Source organism: Cryobacterium sp. TMB1-7 (genome assembly GCF_004402435.1).
GTDB classification, from domain to species: domain Bacteria; phylum Actinomycetota; class Actinomycetes; order Actinomycetales; family Microbacteriaceae; genus Cryobacterium; species Cryobacterium zongtaii.
In genome coordinates this window covers 1-17,954 of sequence record NZ_SOFZ01000006.1, presented here as the reverse complement: position 1 = coordinate 17,954, position 17,954 = coordinate 1, and the positions used below count along the sequence as shown (strand labels likewise).

17 protein-coding genes are annotated in these 17,954 nt (G+C 69.8%); 10 read left to right on the top strand and 7 right to left on the bottom strand.

The window, feature by feature from the left end:
• Positions 1-52: 52 nt before the first annotated feature.
• The 3 genes from E3O60_RS01070 to acs all read left to right on the top strand — a co-directional run bounded on the left by E3O60_RS01070 (position 53) and on the right by acs (position 4,440).
• Positions 53-1,102 carry an aliphatic sulfonate ABC transporter substrate-binding protein gene (locus E3O60_RS01070; RefSeq protein ID WP_103461232.1) on the top strand — a complete coding sequence of 350 codons (1,050 nt, stop codon included), beginning with the start codon at positions 53-55 and terminating at the stop codon, positions 1,100-1,102.
• A 97-nt stretch (positions 1,103-1,199) separates the two neighbouring features.
• Entirely contained in the window at positions 1,200-2,006 is an 807-nt protein-coding gene (locus tag E3O60_RS01065) for an ABC transporter permease (RefSeq protein WP_088457497.1), read from the top strand.
• Between the two features lie 256 nt (positions 2,007-2,262).
• Positions 2,263-4,440 (top strand): acetate--CoA ligase, encoded by a 2,178-nt coding sequence (gene acs, locus E3O60_RS01060; RefSeq protein WP_134496920.1) that lies wholly within the window; start codon positions 2,263-2,265, stop codon positions 4,438-4,440.
• Positions 4,441-4,484: 44 nt separating this feature from the next.
• On the opposite strand, the gene E3O60_RS01055 is transcribed toward acs, so the two are convergent.
• The 3 genes from E3O60_RS01055 to E3O60_RS01045 form a co-directional block, all read right to left on the bottom strand.
• The gene (locus tag E3O60_RS01055) at positions 4,485-5,195 is read right to left on the bottom strand and encodes a triacylglycerol lipase (protein WP_088457499.1); all 711 of its coding nucleotides are present in this window, start codon (positions 5,193-5,195) and stop codon (positions 4,485-4,487) included.
• Entirely contained in the window at positions 5,192-5,962 is a 771-nt protein-coding gene (locus tag E3O60_RS01050) for an alpha/beta fold hydrolase (RefSeq protein ID WP_166788936.1), read from the bottom strand. Before E3O60_RS01050 ends, E3O60_RS01055 begins: the two co-directional genes overlap by 4 nt.
• Before the next feature lie 63 nt (positions 5,963-6,025).
• Positions 6,026-7,078, bottom strand: coding sequence for a diacylglycerol kinase family protein (locus tag E3O60_RS01045; RefSeq protein ID WP_088457501.1), 1,053 nt, complete (start codon positions 7,076-7,078; stop codon positions 6,026-6,028).
• 161 nt (positions 7,079-7,239) lie between these two features.
• Here E3O60_RS01045 and E3O60_RS01040 point away from each other — a divergent pair, with 161 nt between their 5' ends.
• The 4 genes from E3O60_RS01040 (at position 7,240) to E3O60_RS01025 (ending at position 10,641) form a co-directional block, all read left to right on the top strand.
• Positions 7,240-7,839, top strand: a complete 600-nt coding sequence (locus E3O60_RS01040; RefSeq protein ID WP_240632286.1) for a signal peptidase II — start codon at positions 7,240-7,242, stop codon at positions 7,837-7,839.
• 30 nt (positions 7,840-7,869) lie between these two features.
• Positions 7,870-8,274: a VOC family protein gene (locus tag E3O60_RS01035; RefSeq protein WP_088457502.1), complete on the top strand. Its 405-nt coding sequence runs from the start codon at positions 7,870-7,872 to the stop codon at positions 8,272-8,274.
• Between the two features lie 44 nt (positions 8,275-8,318).
• Positions 8,319-9,311, top strand: a complete 993-nt coding sequence (locus E3O60_RS01030) for an LLM class F420-dependent oxidoreductase (protein WP_134496916.1) — start codon at positions 8,319-8,321, stop codon at positions 9,309-9,311.
• A 157-nt stretch (positions 9,312-9,468) separates the two neighbouring features.
• Positions 9,469-10,641, top strand: a complete 1,173-nt coding sequence (locus E3O60_RS01025) for a class I SAM-dependent methyltransferase (protein WP_134496914.1) — start codon at positions 9,469-9,471, stop codon at positions 10,639-10,641.
• A gap of 38 nt (positions 10,642-10,679) precedes the next feature.
• Here E3O60_RS01025 and E3O60_RS01020 read toward each other — a convergent pair whose 3' ends face one another.
• A complete protein-coding gene (locus E3O60_RS01020; protein ID WP_088457505.1) occupies positions 10,680-11,060 on the bottom strand; it encodes a DUF1622 domain-containing protein in 381 nt (126 codons plus the stop codon).
• 204 nt (positions 11,061-11,264) lie between these two features.
• Here E3O60_RS01020 and E3O60_RS01015 point away from each other — a divergent pair, with 204 nt between their 5' ends.
• On the top strand, positions 11,265-12,521 hold the full coding sequence (locus E3O60_RS01015; RefSeq protein WP_134496912.1) for an MFS transporter: 1,257 nt from the start codon (positions 11,265-11,267) through the stop codon (positions 12,519-12,521).
• Between the two features lie 128 nt (positions 12,522-12,649).
• On the opposite strand, the gene E3O60_RS01010 is transcribed toward E3O60_RS01015, so the two are convergent.
• The gene (locus E3O60_RS01010) at positions 12,650-13,690 is read right to left on the bottom strand and encodes a hemolysin family protein (protein WP_088457509.1); all 1,041 of its coding nucleotides are present in this window, start codon (positions 13,688-13,690) and stop codon (positions 12,650-12,652) included.
• Entirely contained in the window at positions 13,683-15,032 is a 1,350-nt protein-coding gene (locus E3O60_RS01005) for a hemolysin family protein (protein WP_134496910.1), read from the bottom strand. The genes E3O60_RS01010 and E3O60_RS01005 overlap by 8 nt, the downstream gene beginning before the upstream one ends.
• A 222-nt stretch (positions 15,033-15,254) precedes the next feature.
• On the opposite strand from E3O60_RS01005, the gene E3O60_RS01000 reads away from it, so the two are divergent.
• Positions 15,255-16,058, top strand: a complete 804-nt coding sequence (locus tag E3O60_RS01000; RefSeq protein WP_134496908.1) for a sugar phosphate isomerase/epimerase — start codon at positions 15,255-15,257, stop codon at positions 16,056-16,058.
• On the top strand, positions 16,055-17,161 hold the full coding sequence (locus E3O60_RS00995; protein WP_134496906.1) for a Gfo/Idh/MocA family protein: 1,107 nt from the start codon (positions 16,055-16,057) through the stop codon (positions 17,159-17,161). Before E3O60_RS01000 ends, E3O60_RS00995 begins: the two co-directional genes overlap by 4 nt.
• 55 nt (positions 17,162-17,216) lie before the next feature.
• Here the strand turns inward: E3O60_RS00995 and E3O60_RS00990 are convergent, their stop codons facing one another.
• On the bottom strand, positions 17,217-17,801 hold the full coding sequence (locus E3O60_RS00990; protein WP_134496904.1) for a TetR/AcrR family transcriptional regulator: 585 nt from the start codon (positions 17,799-17,801) through the stop codon (positions 17,217-17,219).
• Between the last annotated feature and the right edge of the window lie 153 nt (positions 17,802-17,954).

Here is a 17,954-nt window from a genome sequence, read left to right as displayed (position 1 = left end):
CATCCACAGCATGGATGCCCGTTCCCCGCCCGCACCCAACGAGAGACTCGCCATGAAGAAACGCTTCACCGCCACCGCCCTGATCGCCTCCGCCGCGGCCGCCGCCCTGCTGCTCACCGGCTGCGTCGCCGGTGAGAACCAGCCCGCCGCCGAGGCAGCCGTCAGCACCGACGACGACGCCGGCATCGTCACCCAGGGCGGCGAGCTCAACATCGACTTCGCCACCTACAACCCGCTCAGCCTGGTGATCAAGGAGAAGGGTTGGCTCGAAGAGGCCCTCGCCGACCAGGAGATCACCGTCAACTGGGTGCAGTCCGCCGGTTCGAACAAGGCCAACGAGGCCCTCCGCGCCAACGCCATCGACGTGGGCTCCACGGCCGGCTCCGCCGCGCTGCTGCACCGCTCGAACGGCTCGCCCATCCAGGTCATCGACATCTACTCGCAGCCCGAATGGGCCGCCCTCGTCGTCCCGGACGGCTCCGAGATCACCTCCGTCGCAGACCTCAAGGGCAAGCAGATCGCCGCCACCCAGGGCACCGACCCGTACTTCTTCCTGCTGCAGGCGCTCGAAGAGGCCGGCCTCGGCCTGGACGACGTCACCGTGCAGAACCTGCAGCACGCCGACGGCTGGGCCGCCCTGCAGAACGGCTCGGTCGACGCCTGGGCCGGACTCGACCCGATCATGGCCGGTGCCGAAGCCGCCGGTGCGGAGCTCATCTACCGCAACGTCGACTTCAACAGCTACGGCTTCCTCAACGCCACCGAGGCCTTCATCACCGAGAAGCCGGATGTGGCCCAGACCGTCGTCGACGTCTACGAGCACGCCCGCGCCTGGGCGCTGGCGAACGAGGAGGAGACCGCACAGATCCTCGCCGACGTCGCCGGACTCGACCTCGCGGTCGCCACGAAGGTCATCACCGAACGCTCCAACCTCGACGTCGACAACGTCCCCGGCGACGCCCAGATCGACGTCCTCACCACGATCGGCCCGATCTTCGTCGAGACCGGCGACGTGCTCGAGCAGAGCCAGGTCGACGACGCCCTCGACAGCATCGTGAACGACACCTTCGCCACGAAGGCCGACCCGACGATCATCGAGTAGCCCGGTGGATGCCGCGCCGGCCGCACGCAGGCCGCCGCGGCATCCGCCTCACCGCCTCGGTTTCACCGCCACACCCATCCCGCACGAAAGGCCACCGATGACCGAGACCCTCGCCCCGGACACGGCGCCCGTCGTGCGCCGGCCGTTGACGTCGCGGCGGAGCGCACGCATCCTCGGCGGGCTGCTCCTGCCGGTGCTGATCCTGATCCTGTGGCAACTCAGCACCGCCCTCGGCCTGGTCACGGTGTCCCAACTGCCGTCTCCGGCCATGGTCTGGATCGCCACCGTCGACCTCTTCGACCGCGGCGAACTCACCCTCTACGTGGCCATCTCCACCCAGCGAGTCCTCATCGGGTTCGCCATCGGCGCCGCGCTGGGCCTGGCCGCCGGGTCGCTGGTGGGGCTCTCCCGCGCCGCCGATGTGCTCTTCGCGCCCACCCTCGGCGCCATCCGGGCCGTGCCGTCGCTGGCCTGGGTGCCGCTGCTGATCATCTGGCTGAAGTACGGCGAGGAATCCAAGATCGTTCTCGTCGCCATCGGCGCCTTCTTCCCGGTCTACACCACGGTCGCGCAGGCACTGCGGCACGTGGACCGCCAGCTCGTTGAGGCCGGCCGCGCCTTCGGGTTGCGCGGGGTGCGGCTGTTCACCGCCGTGCAGCTGCCCGCCGTGATCCCGTCGGTGATCTCCGGGCTGCGGCTCGCGCTGGCCCAGGCCTGGCTGTTCCTGGTGGCCGCCGAGTTGCTCGGCGCGTCGATGGGGCTGGGCTATCTGCTCTCCATCTCGGGCACGAACGGCCGCATCGACCGCATCCTGCTCGCCATCATCCTGCTCGCTCTGCTCGGCAAGCTCACCGACGCCATCCTGGGCGTGTTCGAAAAGTGGGCCATCACCAAGTGGGCCTGACCGGCGCCCGCGGCACGCGTCAGGCGCCGCGGCACGCGGCAGGCGCCGCGGCACGCATCAGGCGCCGCGGCACGCGGTAGAGCCTGTGCCGCCGCGAACGACACCTGCCGCCGCGACAAAGACCTGCCGCGAGCGGCCACCGCCCGGCCGCGCAGGTTACGCCGCATTGCGCCGCTGCCTGCAATGGATGCCCGCGCTGCGTAGCGTCGAAAGCGCCCGATAGTCCGCCATCAGAACCAGCCGCCGGAGTGTGCCCATGCCGAACCTCGACACCAGCACCAGCACCAGCACCAGCACCAGCACCAGCACTCACGCCAACACGGACACCCACCCCCCGGCCACCCGCGCTGCCACCGCGGACTGGACCGACACCAGCGCCACCATCCGCAACCTCTCCACCGAGCACCGCCGCTACCCGGCGCCGGCCGCGTTCGCCGCGCGGGCCAATGTCGACGCCTCCTGGTACGAAAAAGCCGCAGCCGACCCGGTCGCCTTCTGGACCGAGCAGGCCAAGCGCCTGGACTGGGCCGAGCCCTGGCACACCGACCACACCTGGCAGCCGCCCGCCCCGGATGCCGACGGCGTCTTGAGCGTGCCGCGAGCGGAGTGGTTCGCCGGCGGAAAACTGAACGTGGCGGTGAACTGCGTCGACCGGCACGTGGCCGCCGGCCGCGGCGACAAGGTCGCGTTCCACTTCGAGGGCGAACCCGGCGACCGGCGCACCCTCACCTACGCCGACCTCGAAAGAGAGGTCGCCCGCGCCGCGAACGCGCTCACCGCCCTCGGCATCGAAAAGGGTGACAGGGTCGTCATCTACCTTCCGGTGATCCCCGAGACGATCATCATCACCCTCGCGGTCGCCCGCCTCGGCGCCATCCACTCCCTGGTGTTCGGCGGCTTTTCGGCCGAGGCACTGCGCTTCCGGGTGGAGGACACCGGCGCCAAGCTGCTCGTCACCACCGACGGCCAGTTCCGCCGCGGCCAGGCCGTGCCGGTGAAGGAAGCCGCCGACGAAGCCGTGTCGGGCACGAACCAGATCGAGCACGTGCTCGTGGTGCGCCGCACCGGCGACCTGACCCCGGACATCCCCTGGACGACCGGTCGCGACGTGTGGTGGCACGACACCGTCGACACGGCGTCCGCCACCCATGAGCCGGAGTTCTTCGACGCCGAGACGCCGCTGTTCATCATCTACACCTCGGGCACCACCGGCAAGCCGAAGGGCCTGGTGCACACCAGCGGCGGTTACCTCACCCACGCGTCCTGGAGCCACTGGGCCGTCTTCGACGCCAAGGACGACGACGTGCACTGGTGCACCGCCGACCTCGCCTGGGTCACCGCGCACAGCTACGTGCACTACGGCCCGCTCTCCAACGGCACCACCTCGGTGATCTACGAGGGCACCCCGAACACTCCGCACCCCGGCCGGCACTTCGAGATCATCCAGCGCTACGGCGTCACCACCTATTACACGGCGCCCACGCTGATCCGCACGTTCATGACCTGGTTCCCCACTGGATTGCCGAGCGAACACGATCTGTCCAGCATCCGTCTGCTCGGCTCGGTCGGCGAGGCGATCAACCCCGAGGCCTGGGTGTGGTTCCGGGAGAACATCGGCGCCGGCCACGCCCCGATCGTGGACACCTGGTGGCAGTCAGAGACCGGCGCCGCCGTGATGGCGCCGCTGCCCGGAGTGAGCACGCTCAAGCCAGGTTCGGCCCTGCGCGCCCTGCCGGGCCTGAGCGCCCTGGTGGTGGATGACGCGGGTCAGCCGGTTCCGCACGGCACCGGCGGCTATCTGGTGCTGGCCGGCACCTGGCCGGGCATGGCCCGCACGGTGTGGGGCAACCCGGAGCGCTACCGCGACTCCTACTGGGCACGGTTCGCCGAGCAGGGCTACTTCTTCTCCGGCGACGGCGCGAAGTACGACGATGACGGCGACATCTGGCTGCTCGGCCGGGTCGACGACGTGATCAACGTGTCCGGGCACCGGCTGTCCACCATCGAGATCGAGTCGGCACTGGTGTCGCACCCGGCGGTCGGCGAGTCCGGCGTGGTGGGCGTAGCCGATGCCACCACCGGCGAGGGCATCGCCGCGTTCGTGATTCCCGCGGTGGCCCCGGCAACGGATGACCCGGCCGCCTGGCTGGCGCTGGCGGCCGAGCTGGCCCCGCAGTTGCGGGCGCACATCACCCACGAGATCGGCGCGGTGGCCAAGCCCCGGGACGTGTTCCTGGTGCCCGACCTGCCCAAGACCCGCTCCGGCAAGATCATGCGCCGGCTGCTCGGCGACATCGTCGACGGCCGCCCGCTCGGCGACGTCACCTCGCTGCAGGACGACACCGTGCCCGGCCGCATCCAGTCGATCGTGGCTGCCGCCCGCGCCGAGCCATCACCCCGCGAAAGCGGTCGTGTGGCTGCCACCCCGCGCTGAGGCAGCACCACGGCCGCTCTCGCGGGCAGCACCGCTCGCGCGGGTCAGGGGCGGGCGGCCGCCGCGAGCACCTGGCGAACGGTGTCGGGGTGGCTGAGGATGCGGAAGTGCCCGCCGGTGTCGATTCGCACGTTCTCGGCGCCCGTCAGGATGCTGCCATCCGGGATGTGCGGATCGAACCGCCCGAACACCGACACGATCCGGTCGTTCAGCCGGGCATCGGCGCCGAGGGCGGCGAGCTGCGGGTCGGTGCCGGCGAACGCGCGCAGGCTGGGAGTAGGCATGTACCTGGCGTATCGCGAGCCGGAGAACGGGGTGCTCACCGCCACCATCCGCTCGACACGATCGTCGGGGTCAAGCTGCGTCATCAGGTACTTGCCGATCAGGCCGCCCTTGCTGTGCGCCACGATGACCAGGCGGTTCAGCTCGCGATCACGCAGGTACTCGGCCACGATCTCGGCCGACGGCACCACCGGCCGCCGGTTGGTGTGCAGCGGCGTCACCACGTGCACCGGATGCCCGGCGTCATGCAGCGCCTGGATCAGCGGCCGCATGAAGTGCCAGCTCTCGTAGATCCCCGGGATGATCAGCACCGGCGCCGCCTCGCCCGAGGCGTAGTCGTCGGGGTGCGTGCGGGCGAGGGCACCACGCACCTGGGCGAGAACGGCGTACCGGTAGTCCAGCAGCCAGGAGCCGGCGTTCCGCAGGCCGACGCAGAGCAGGCCCCGCGCCGACCGACCAGGCTTGCGGGTCATGGCGTGACTGGCTCACCATCAGGAGCGGCCGTGCGGGCGTACTCCCGGATGCCGGCCGCCGTGTCGACCGCGGCGCTGAAGTGCACGAGGTGGCGTCCGGGCAGCTCGAGCAGCTTCCCGCGTGCAGCCTGCGCGGCGAGGTGCACGCCCCAGTCGTGGCGTGACACCGGGTCGTCCTCTCCCCGGATCACCAGGGTCGGCGCGTACACCTCCCGCAGCCGCAGGTCGGTGCGGTAGGCGAGCATCGGCCGCAGGGTGGCGAGGTACCAGCGCGGACCGCACAGAAGGTAGTCGCGCACCACGATCATGGTGCCGTTGACAGGTTCCTTCAGGGTGTCCCGGCCGAGGGCAAGAGCCTGGCGCAGCGCCGAAGATCGGGTGGGGTCGGTGACACCACCGATCAAGACGAGGTGGGCGACCACTGTCGGGTGGCGCACGGCCGTCTCGGTCACGAACTGGGCGCCCATCGAATGCCCGACCAGTACGACGGGCCGCCCGCTCAGCATCGGCAGCAACTCGCCGAGGTAGTCGGCGTACTGCTCGATCGACACCCCGTCCGCGGGCTTGGGCGAGCGGCCGAAGCCCGGCAGGTCCACCGAGTGCACCGGGCCCGTGGCGGCCAGCTCGGCGTGCATCCGGTCGAAGTAACGGTGCGACATGCCGATGCCGTGCACCAGGACGAACACCGGCGCATCCGGCGCATCCGGACCCGGTGTCGAGCGCACAGTGACGGATGCGCCGCTCTCCGGCAGCAGCAGCTCACGCACGCGACCGTCTCCGCTTGCTCGACGTGGTCGTCGTGGGGACCTGCGGGTCATCGGGAGCATCGGTCACTCCTGCGGAACGCGCACGCGCAGGCCGCCGGGCAGCACCCGCGCCTTGAACGCCGTGGCGGTGCCGAAACCGTCGCCGTCGAGTTCGATCTCCTCGGGGTGGCTGAGCTTCACGGTGATCTGGCGGCCCTTGACGTAGTTGAGGGCCTCGACCTCCTTGGTCATCATGCGCCGGCCGAGCGGCGTGCGGCGCAGCACGCCGTTCTCCCACAAGACCTTGACGACGATCTGCACCCAGTGCACGAAGCCCTCCGGGCGCAGCATCAGCATCTCGAACTGCCCGTCGTCGATGACGGCCTCCGGCAGCAGCAGCACGTTGGCGGTGAGGGTACCGGTGTTGCCCACGATCACGGTGTGCGCGCGCACCGACTTGGTGGGGCCGCCGTCGAGGCTGTAGCGCAGGCGCAACTGGTTGCGGTCACGCAGGGCCGTGATGATCGCGCCCACATAGGCGAGCCAGCCGATCTTGGCCTTGAGCTCGTCGTTGGTGCTGGCGAGCATCTTGGCGTCCAGGCCCAGGCCGGCCATCACGAGGAACGCGTGCTTGCTGACGCTGTCGTCCTCGTGCCGGATCTCGATCCGGGCGATGTCGACCTTGCGGTCCTTGCCGCTGAAGGCCGTGCCGATCGAGTGTTCGAGGTTGTCGAGCGTGAGGTTGAGGTTGCGGGCCAGGAGGTTACCGGTGCCGGACGGCAGCAGGGCCAACGCCGCGTCACTGCCGTGCACGACCTCGGCCACCGCACGCACGGTGCCGTCGCCGCCGGCGGCGATCACCATGGTGGCGCCGGCATCGATCGCGGCCTGGGCTGCGCCCTGCCCCGGGTCTTCCTTGGAGGTTTCGAACCAGAGGGTCTCCCCCCAGCCGGCCTTGGCCTCTTCGGCGGCGACGGCGCGTTTGATGTCGTCGAGGTTCACCTTGATGGGGTTGTAAACCACGGCGGCCAGTCCGGCTGCGCTCTCCCGGGCGGGCGCGGCATCCGCGGTCGCGGTCTTGTCGTCGATCGGGTCGTCGGTCGGAATGTCGGTCGGAATGTCGGACGGTGTCGACATGCGCGCTCTCCTCAGGCAGATGAGCGGATGATTCCGCTCGGGTGAATCCCGCGGCAGCCGGCAGGCTCAGCGTGCGGGTGCACCAACGCTACACGCCTCGCTTGGGAAGGGTTCTGTGAGCCGCGCCGCGCCTGGCACCCGATCGCTGGGATGATGGAGGGGTGACTGCTGCCTCCCAGACTCCGCTGCCGGCCTCTACCCGCTCGCGGCGGGCCTCCCGGTTGGCCTGGCCCGCCTTCGGCATCGCCCTGCTGGTGATCCTCATCGACCAGGCCTCCAAGTGGTGGGCCGAGGCCGAACTCGCCGATGGCAGGGTCATTCCGGTGATCGGGGACATCATCCGTTTTGTGCTCGTCTACAACCCCGGCGCCGCATTCTCGATCGGCTCCGACTTCACCTGGGTGTTCGCGGTGCTCGCCGCCGGCGCCGTGGTGTGGATCACCATGCTCACCTGGCGGGTCGAGTCCCGCGGCTGGATGGTCGCCCTCGGCCTGCTGCTCGGCGGTGCCACCACCCACCTCGGTGACCGGCTCTTCCGCGAGCCCGGCTTCGCCCGCGGCCACGTGGTGGACTTCATCGGCTACGGCAACCTGTTCATCGGCAACGTCGCCGACATCGCGATCTTCGCCGGCGCAATCATGCTGGCGATCCTCACCGTGATGGGCGTGCACCTGCGCCGCCCGGATGCGGAGCCCGCCGAGGCCGGCGCCGCTGCCTCCACCAGCTCCTCCACACCGGAGGACCCCGACACCAGGCTGTAAGTCGACCCGGGCGATGCTACCGTCTGAGGCATGGACACGATGATGCTCGAAGGGGTGACCTTGCTGGCCGACGACGTGGCCGGCATGGCCGACTTCTACGAGCATGCGCTCGGGTTCGAGGTGACCGTGCGAGAGCCGGACTACGTGGCGCTCGGCGGCCCCATCGGGGTGCGGCTCGCCATCTTCCGGCGCGCCGGCATGGGAGCGCACACCCACGACCATCCGTCGTTCGTGGCGCCGCGAAGCGGCCAGGCCGTGGAGCTGAACTTCCAGTGCGGCACCCCGAACCAGGTGCGCACCCGGTTCGCCGAGCTCGTCGAGCGTGGAGCGGTGGCCATCGCCGCACCAGCGGAGCGCGACTGGGGGCACCTGACCGGCTTCTTCGCCGACCCCGAGGGCAACATCCATTCACTGTTCGCGGTGCTGCCAGCCTGACGCCGTTTCCGCGGCCGCGCCGCCGCCACCCCTAGGCTGGGCCCATGCGCTTCGGACTCTTCATTCCCCAGGGCTGGCGTCACGACCTCGTCGGCATCGACCCCGCCCAGCAGTGGGCCACCATGAGCGGCCTCGCCGCGCACGCGGATGCCGGCGCCTGGGAATCGATCTGGGTGTACGACCACTTCCACACGGTTCCGGTGCCCAGCGAGGAGGCCACCCACGAGGCGTGGACCCTGATGAGCGCCTTCGCCGCCACCACCAGTCGGGTGCGGCTCGGCCAGATGTGCACCTGCATGAGCTACCGCAACCCCGCGTACCTGGCCAAGGTGGCCTCCACGATCGACATCATCTCCGGCGGCCGCGTCGAGATGGGCATCGGCGCCGGCTGGTACGAGCACGAGTGGCGTGCGTACGGTTACGGCTTCCCGCGTGCCGGCGAACGCCTCTCCCGTCTCGATGAGGGTGTGCAGATCATGCAGCAGGCCTGGACCACCGGCACCGCCACCCTCGACGGCGAGCACTACCAGGTGGACGGCGCCATCGTGCGGCCGTTGCCGCTGCAGGAGGGCGGCATCCCGATCTGGATCGCCGGCGGCGGCGAGAAGGTCACCCTGCGCATCGCGGCGCAGTACGCGAACTACACCAACTTCGACGGCACCCCAGAGGGTTTCACGCACAAGAGCGACCTGCTGCGCGAGCACTGCGCCACACTCGGCACCGACTTCGACGCCATCGTGCGCTCGGCCAACTACAACACCGTGATCGGCCGCGACGAGGCCGAGGTCGCCGAACGGCTGGATGCCATCGAGGCCCGGGTCACCCCGTATCTCGGCGTCGAGGGCGCGGCGAGCTTCATGGCCGAGTACCGCAGCGGCGAGGCGCAGGGCGTGGGCACGCCCGAGCAGATCGTGGAGCGCCTGAACGACATGAAGCAGCGCGGCCTCGGCTACGCGATCCACTACTTCCCCGAGGCGGCCTACGACAGGTCCGGCCTGGAGCTGTTCGAGCGCGAGGTCATGCCGGCCCTGCTGTAGCGCTCGCCCGTCGCCCGCCCGCCCCTTCTCGGTGTCGGGCGGCGACGGATGCGATAATCGAACAGGTCGCGACAGCCTGCCAGGGCTGGTTCCGACCGAGAGTCCCGCGTGCACGACTCGGGCGGATACCAAACCCAGCGGCACAAGATCGGACACCATGTCCAGCACGAACACCCCCGACGGCGCCCAGAGCACCGAATCGGGAAGCATCAACACCCCCGCAGACATCCACTGGCGTGACGGCGACACCGAGCACACCGCCCGCTGGCACTCCGAGGGTGGCTGGCCGGCCCCCAAGCGTGTGGTCGTCGTCGACGACACCCTCACCGCGGATGCCGCGTACAGGCTGGCGAAGTCCGGCACCGGCCTGCTCTGGCAGGGCGACTTCCAGAACGCCCGGCAGTTGCTCACGGCGATGGCCCGTCGCGTTGACCGGCACCGACGCACTCCCAGCGACTCGCTCAAGGCCGCGTTCGAGGTGGGCCGCACCGAGGCCATGCGCCGCGCCCGGCTGTTGGGCCTGGTGCTCGTGTCCCTCGACGCCGACCACACCCTGAGCCTCCGCCGCGCCCCCGACGTGCGTCAGGCCTGCGATGAGGCGTACGGCCCCAGCACCACCGCGTCGGTCACCTCGCTCCGCGAACTGCTCGGCGTGATCGGCGCGCACGAGTGGCGCGTCAAGGGTGTGCCGGTCGCGGCGCTCGGCGCGAGCATCCACCCGCACTACGGCGTCTTCTCGCCGGTTCGCGGCGAATACCTCGACCTCGTCGCCACCGCTCCGCTGCCCGCGACAGGGTCGGCGTTCGACATCGGCACCGGCTCCGGCGTCATCGCCGCGATCCTGGCCCGCCGCGGCATCGACAAAGTGGTGGCCACCGACACGTCGGCGCGCGCGCTGGCCTGCGCCGGAGAGAACCTGAAACGCCTGGGCCTGGGCGACCGGGTCGACGTTCTCGACGCCGATCTGTTCCCGGCGGGTCGGGCCGACCTTGTGGTCTGCAACCCGCCCTGGCTGCCGGCCTCGGCCGCGACGAGCACCGACGCCGCCGTCTACGACCCCGACAGCAGCATGTTGCGCGGCTTCCTGGCCGGGCTCGCCGGGCACCTCACCGATGGCGGCGAGGGCTGGCTGATCCTCTCCAACCTGGCCGAGCTGCTCGGGTTGCGCTCCCGCAGCGCGCTGCTCGACCTCATCGACGACGCCGGCCTCACGGTGATCGCGCGCCTCGACACCCGCCCCACCCATCACAAGGTCGCCGACACGACCGACCCCCTGTATGCGGCCAGGGCCGCCGAGGTCACCTCGCTCTGGCGGTTGCGCCGGGCCTGATCCGCTCGACCCCACCGGCCGCCGGGCCCGACCGCGTCCTAGCCTGGCGGGCTCGACGTCTCAGTTTTTCCCATCATCCGCCACCTGGCCCACGGCCAGACGCCGTCCATCTCCACCTCGAGCGAGAAGCTCAGCAGCACCCGGATGATCACAATCGCCCCGAGCACCAGCACGCTCTCCACCGTGGGTTCCACCACGATGGTGCGGATGATGTCGGCCACGATCAGCACCTCCAGGCCCAGCAGAATGGCCCGGCCAAGCTCCCGGCGCATGGTCTGGTACGCCGTCGCCCGGGTGTCCGCGCGCAGCATCCGCGGGATGCCGGCTACCAGCGCCGCCAGCCCGCCGAAAACCATGATGGCCGCACCCACCACCTCGACCACTCGCACGGCCGCCTCGACCACTGCCTCGAACGTCATCCGCGCATCTCCCGCCGTCACCGTTGGCGCGAAGATACTCCCTCAACAGGCTCGACCGGCAGCAGCACAGGCGGAGAAATTCCCGAAACGCCGTCTGCGCGGGGAGCTCGGCCGGCGTTTCGGCGAAAAATTCCGCCTTTACGTCACCGGCCGTAGGCTGATCGACACCGCAGCGCACCACACAGTCAACCAGCAGGGATCCCGATGACCACACCCCGCCGTCCCGCCGGAACGGATGCGAGCGCGCACCCCCGCCTGCAGCGGAAGGTCGTTCGGGTGCTCATCCTCGGCCAGATCCTCGGTGGCATCGGCATGGGTGCCACGCTCTCGCTCGGCGCCCTGCTCGCCGCCCAGCTCTCCGGCTCGAACGCCTGGTCGGGCATGGCCGCCACGATGAGCACGCTGGGCGCGGCCCTGGTGGCCGTGCCGCTTGCCCGACTGGCCCAGGCCAGCGGCCGGCGCCGGTCCCTCGCCACCGGCGCCGGGATCGCCGGCGTCGGTGCCATCCTGGCCATCACATCCGTCGCGCTGGACACCTTCCCGCTGCTGCTGCTCGCCCTGATGCTGCTGGGCGCGGGCTCGGCCACCAACCTGCAGGCCCGGTTCGCCGCCACCGACCTGGCCGGCGCCACCACTCGCGCCCGCGACCTCTCGATCGTGGTGTGGTCGACCACCATCGGCGCGGTCCTCGGCCCCAACCTGTTCGGTCCCGGCGAGGTCGTCGGCGCGCAGCTCGGCCTGCCGCCGCTGACCGGGGCATTCGCCTTCTCCCTCGCCGCTCAGGTCGGTGCCGCCCTGGTCTACACGATCGGGCTCCGCCCCGACCCGCTGCTCACCGCCCTGTCGGTGCGCGAGGCGCGGCCGACAAGCACCCGGCAGCACGGCGGCCTGGCCATCGTGCGCTCCAACCCGCTGGCCCGTTATGCCGTGGTGGTCATCGCCCTCAGCCACGCCACCATGGTGGCGCTGATGTCGATGGCCCCGGTGCATCTCTCCGAGCATGGCGCCTCACTCACCATCGTGGGCCTCACCATCAGCCTGCACGTGGCCGGTATGTACGCGCTGTCGCCGCTGTTCGGCGCCCTGGCCGACCGGCTGGGCCGGGTGCCGGTGATCCTGGCCGGCCAGGCCCTGCTGTTGGCCGCGCTCGTGCTGTTCTGGCTCGCCGGCGAGAACGCCACCGCCATGACAGTCGGGCTGATCCTGCTCGGGCTCGGCTGGTCGGCATCCGTCGTGGCAGGCTCGGCGCTGATCACGGAGGCCGTGGGGGTGCACGACAGGTCGGCGCTACAGGGTTTCTCCGACCTGTCGATGAACGCCGCCGGCGCCCTCGGCGGGGCCCTCGCCGGCCCTGTCCTGCTGCTGGTGGGCTACTCGGGCCTCGGCGTTGCCGCCATGGCCCTTGTCGCGGTGGTGGTGGCCTGGTCGCTGCTGCGTCGCCCGGCACCCACGCTCAGTTGAGGCACTCAACGGTCGCTTATTAGGACAAAGTTCGTTTAATAGGATGCTTTGCCCGATTCGGTCCTAATAAACGCACTATTTCCTAATAAAACGGTGCGATTGCCTCCGGGGCACACCCACCACGCCGGCTACACGCTGGTGACGTCCTCCACCTCACCGACGAGCTCCTCGATGATGTCCTCGAGGAACAGCACCCCGGTGGCGACCCCGCTCGTGTCGAACGAACACGCCACGTGCGAGCCGGTGCGGCGCATGGCCGCGAGGGCGTCCTCGAGGTCGCTGTCTCGCAGCACTGTCGCCAGCTTGCGCACCCGCTTGACGGGCACCGGCTGCGCGAAGGCGTCCGGTCCGGTGAGGTCCATCACGTCCTTGAGGTGCAGGTAGCCGGCGGGCAACCCGGCCCCGTCGGTGAGGATGTAGCGGGAGAAACCGTGCTCGGCCACCGCCCGTTGCAGGTCCGCCGGCGATGCATGCTCGGGCAGGAATACGATGCCGGACAGTGGCACCTCCACGTCCAGGACCCGCTTGGTGGTGAACTCGAACGCCGCCGAGAGCGTGCCGGAGGCATCCATCAGCATGCCCTCACGGGTGGACTGCCGCACGATGCCGGCGACCTCGTCGAGCGTGAACGCGCTGGTGGCTTCGTCCTTGGGGGTCACCCTGAACAGCCGCAGCACCCCGTTCGCCAGCCAGTTCAGGCTGAAGATCACCGGTTTGAACACCGTGGCCACGAACACCAGCGGCGGCGCCAGGATCAGCGCGGCACGGTCGGGCACCGAGAACGAGATGTTCTTGGGCACCATCTCGCCCAGCACCACGTGCAGGAAGGTGACCAGGCCCAGCGCCACCGCGAACGCGATCACACCGATGGCCTCTGCGGAGAGCGACGTGAGGCCCAGCGGGATCTCGAGCAGGTGGTGGATCGCCGGTTCGGACACGTTGAGGATCACCAGCGAGCACACCGTGATGCCCAGCTGTGAGGTCGCCAGCATGAGCGTGGCGTGTTCCATGGCCCACAGGGTGGTCTTGGCGGCCTTGCTGCCCTGCGCGGCCAACGGCTCGATCTGCGAGCGTCGGGCCGAGATCACGGCGAACTCGGCGCCGACGAAGAAGGCGTTGACGGCCAGCAGCACAACGAGCCAGAGCAGCCCGGGAAGGTACTCACTCATGGGTCGGCCTCCCTTCACTAGCAGCGGTCACCGGGTCGAGGTCGGCCGTGGTTGCGGTGGGGGTGAGACGGATGCGCGAGACGCGGGCGCCGTCCATCCGCTCGACCCGCAGGGTGCCCACGTCGATGGGCACGGTGTCGCCCAGCTCGGGCATCCGGTCGAGCCGGTCGGTCACGAATCCGGCGATGGTGTCGTAGTCGCCGTCCTCGGGAACGGTGACGCCGATCCGCTCGAGCAGTTCGTCGGGGCGGAGGCCCGCGTCGAAGACGATGGAGCGGCCGGTGCGCACGATGCCGGGCTTGGCCCTGTCGTGCTCATCCTCGAGTTCGCCGACGAGTTCCTCCACGAGGTCCTCGAGAGTGACGATGCCGGCGGTGCCGCCGTACTCGTCGGACACCACGGCGATCTGCAGGCCCTGCTGGCGCAGGGTGCCGAGCAGCCGGTCGACGCCCATCGACTCCGGTACCCGCAGGGCGGGCAGCATGAGCTCGTCGGCCCGCACCAGGGTGCGGCGACCCAGGGCCACCGCGAAGGCCTGCTTGACGTGCAGCACGCCCAGGATGTCGTCGGTGTCCCGGCCGATCACCGGAAACCTGGAGAAGCCGGTGGCGCTGGCCAGGGTCACGACGTTCTCGGCGGTGTCGCCGGCCTGCACCGACGACATCTGCACCCGCGGGGTCATCACGTCGGCGGCCGAGAGCTCGGCGAACCGTAGCGTGCGGCCCAGCATTTCGGCGTGGTCGGCGTCCAGCAGCCCCTCCAGGGCCGACCGGCGCACCAGGAAGCCGAGCTCCTCGGCGCTGCGCGCGCCGGAGAGTTCCTCCTTGGGCTCGATGCCGACCAGGCGGATGAGGGCGTTGGCGGTGTTGTTGAACAGCAGGATCACGGGCTTGAACACCGCCGTGAACGCGGCCTGCATCGGCACGACGAACTTGGCCGTGGCCAGGGGAACGGCCAGGGCGAAGTTCTTGGGCACGAGCTCGCCGATCACCATGGAGAACAGGGTGGCCAGCGAGATGCCGATCACGGTGCCGAGCACGGGCACGACGCCCTCCGGCACCCCGAGGTCCGTCATCGGGCCGCGTAACAGCGAGCTGATGGCCGGCTCGAAGGTGTATCCGGTGAGCAGGGTCGTCAACGTGATGCCCAGCTGTGCACTGGAGAGGTGCGTCGAGGTGATCCGCAAGGCCTTGATGGTGGGGCCGAGACGTCTCTCGCCGCGGGCCGCTCGGGCCTCGAGCTCACTGCGGTCGAGTGTGACGAGGGCGAACTCGGCTGCGACGAACACGCCGGTGCCGAACGTCAGGATGAGCCCGAGGCCCAGCATGATCCATTCGTTCACGAGGTGGCTCCCTGTGCCCGGAAGTTCTGTGTCCGAAAAGCTTCGGGGCGGGCAGGGAGCAAGGGTTTGTGCGTGGGAGGGTCATCCATAGTCACTCGAGCCTAGGGCCGCTCCCTGTACAAACGCACAGGATCACCCGCCGCCGGGTCTGGCGGATAAAACCTTGCACCGTTAGGTTTGTTCCAGCAGAAGAATCAGGCACTTACTTCCAAAGGAGCACGTATGTCCAGCACGCCCTCGGTCCAGCTCTACACCGTGAGGGATGCCATCTCCGCCGACCTCCAGGGGGCCATCGCCCGCGTCGCCGACATCGGCTTCACCAAGGTGGAGCCGTACGCGTTCGTCGACCGCGCGGATGAGTTCGAGAAGGCGTTCGCGGCATCCGGCATCTCGGCGCCGTCCGGACACGCACCCGTCATCGATTCCGACGACCCGGCCCGCACCTTCGACGCCGCCGCACAGCTCGGCATCGGCACGGTCATCGACCCGTTCATCCCGAGCGATCGGTGGCAGACCGCTGACGACGCCGCCAGGATCGCCGACCGCGTGAACGAGCTCCAGGTGCAGGCGGCCGCTGTCGGCCTGGGCTTCGGCTACCACAACCACCAGTGGGAGTTCGCGAACAAGGTCGACGGCCGCAGCATCTACGAGCTGTTCCTCGACGGCCTCTCCCCCGACGTGGTCCTCGAACTCGACACCTACTGGTCGACCGTCGGAGGCGCGGACACCCCGGAGCTGCTACGCCGCCTGGGCGACCGAGTGCAGTTCCTGCACATCAAGGACGGCCCGGTCCAGGGCGACATCGTCACGACGCTGCCCGGCAGCGACAGTGCCCTGAACGTGTCCGATGCGCTCGTCACCGCCTTCAGCAGCCAGCTGCCGGCCGGCAGCGGCGACGTCGGCGTCGCCGCCATCCTCGAGGCCGCGCCGTACGCCCTGCGCGTGGTGGAGTTCGACGGCTACGCGGGTGATGTCTTCGAGGGCATCGCGGCGTCGTTCGCCTGGCTCGCGGAGAACGACAAGTGAGCCGCACCGGACGCGTCGGCGTCGGTGTCATCGGCGCCGGCGTCATCAGCGGCACCTACCTGGAGAATATGACGGCGTTCGCCGACCTCGACGTGCTGTTTGTCGCTGACCTCGACCTCGATCGCGCCCAGGCTCAGGCCGAGGCCTACGGGGTGCCCGGACACGGGTCCGTCGAGGACCTGCTGGCCAGGGACGACATCGAAATCGTCGTGAACCTCACCATCCCCGCCGTGCACACCGCGGTGGGTGAGCGCATCATCGCCGCCGGCAAGCACGTCTGGAGCGAGAAGCCTCTCGCCCTTGACCACGACTCCGGCGCGGCACTGCTCGCCGCGGCGGACGCCGCGGGACTCCGCGTCGCCTGCGCGCCGGACACCGTGCTGGGTGCGGGCATCCAGACCGCCATGCGGGCCATCAACCGCGGCGACATCGGCGAGCCGCTGACGGCAACCACGATGTTCCACGTTCCCGGCCCCGACGCCTGGCACCCGAACCCCGAGTTCCTGTTCGCGTACGGCGCCGGGCCGCTCTTCGACATGGGTCCGTACTACGTCACGACGCTGGTGCACGCGTTCGGCGCCGCCAGCCGGGTCGGCGCGGTGTCGTCCACCTCCAGCGCGGTCCGCACCATCGGCAGCGGGCCCCGCGCGGGCACCGAGTTCCCGGTTGAAGTGCCGACCCATCACGCGGCGGTCATCGCGTTCGCGGGCGGTCAGTCCGCGCAGTCCACCTTCAGCTTCCAGAACGCCCTGCCGCGGATGGGTTTCGTTGAGATCAGCGGCACCGAGGGCACCCTGGTGCTGCCGGACCCGAATACCTTCGAGGGCGAGTCCACCCTGTGGCGGTTCGGCCACGAGGAGCCGACCACGATCGCCGCGGTCGGGTCCACCTATGGTCGCGGGTCCGGCGTGCTCGACCTGGCGCGGTCGATCCGGGCCGGCGTTCCCGAGCGGGCCAGCGGCGCGGTCGCGGCGCACGTGCTCGATGTGCTCCTGGCTGTGTCCGAGGCCGCAGAGACCAGCACCACGGTCGATGTGGCGTCAAGCGTCACCCAGCCCACGCCGCTCGCCGAAGACTGGGATCCCGCGGCGGCCACCCTGTAGCGCGCTCCGCACCGCGAACTGTGACCTAAGCCCCAGAAACGCGGGCTTTTCGGGTTCAGCTCACAGTTCGCGTGCGGGCCAGCGCGATCACGGCCTCGACGTGGGCACCCATGTCGCGGGTCTCGTCGAACATCCACTGCACCTGCATGCCGTCGCTGACGGCCATCAGAATCGACGCGAACACCTCGGGGTCCACCGAGGCGTCCAGCCGGCCGGATACCTGCATCCGTCCCAGCCCCGCCGCGATATTCCGGCGCGAGTGCGCGTAGCGTTCCCGGAAGTAGTCGTGCGCGGGATGCGCGGGGTCGGTCGCCGCAGCGGCAGACAGATTGGCGAACATCTGCACCAGCCCGGGCACCTCGGCGTTGTGCCGGATCAGCGCCGCGAAAGTGGCCGCCGGGTCCGGGTCCTCAGGATCCTTCGCCGCGTCGATCTCGTCCCGGGTGCGGAGGATGGCCACCCAGAGGTCGTCCTTGGACTCGAAGTAGTGCAACAGGCCGGCCTGCGTGAGCCCCACCGCGGCGGCGATGTCCCGCACCGAGGTCTGGTGGAAGCCCTGCCGAGCCACGAGCGCCAGGGCGGTCTCGAGGATCTCGGCACGCTTCGCGACGCCTTTCGGGTATCTGCCCAGGGTCGCCATTTCCCAAGGCTACCGACCTTCCGCGAACCGTGAGCAAAGCACCCAAAACCCGACGCAAAGTCATACGGTCGTAGCAACGCTCTGATTCAAGGAGTGTTGGATGGTCAAGCTTTTTCCGGCGGGAACGCGGACGAGGTTCGTGGATTTGGTCTG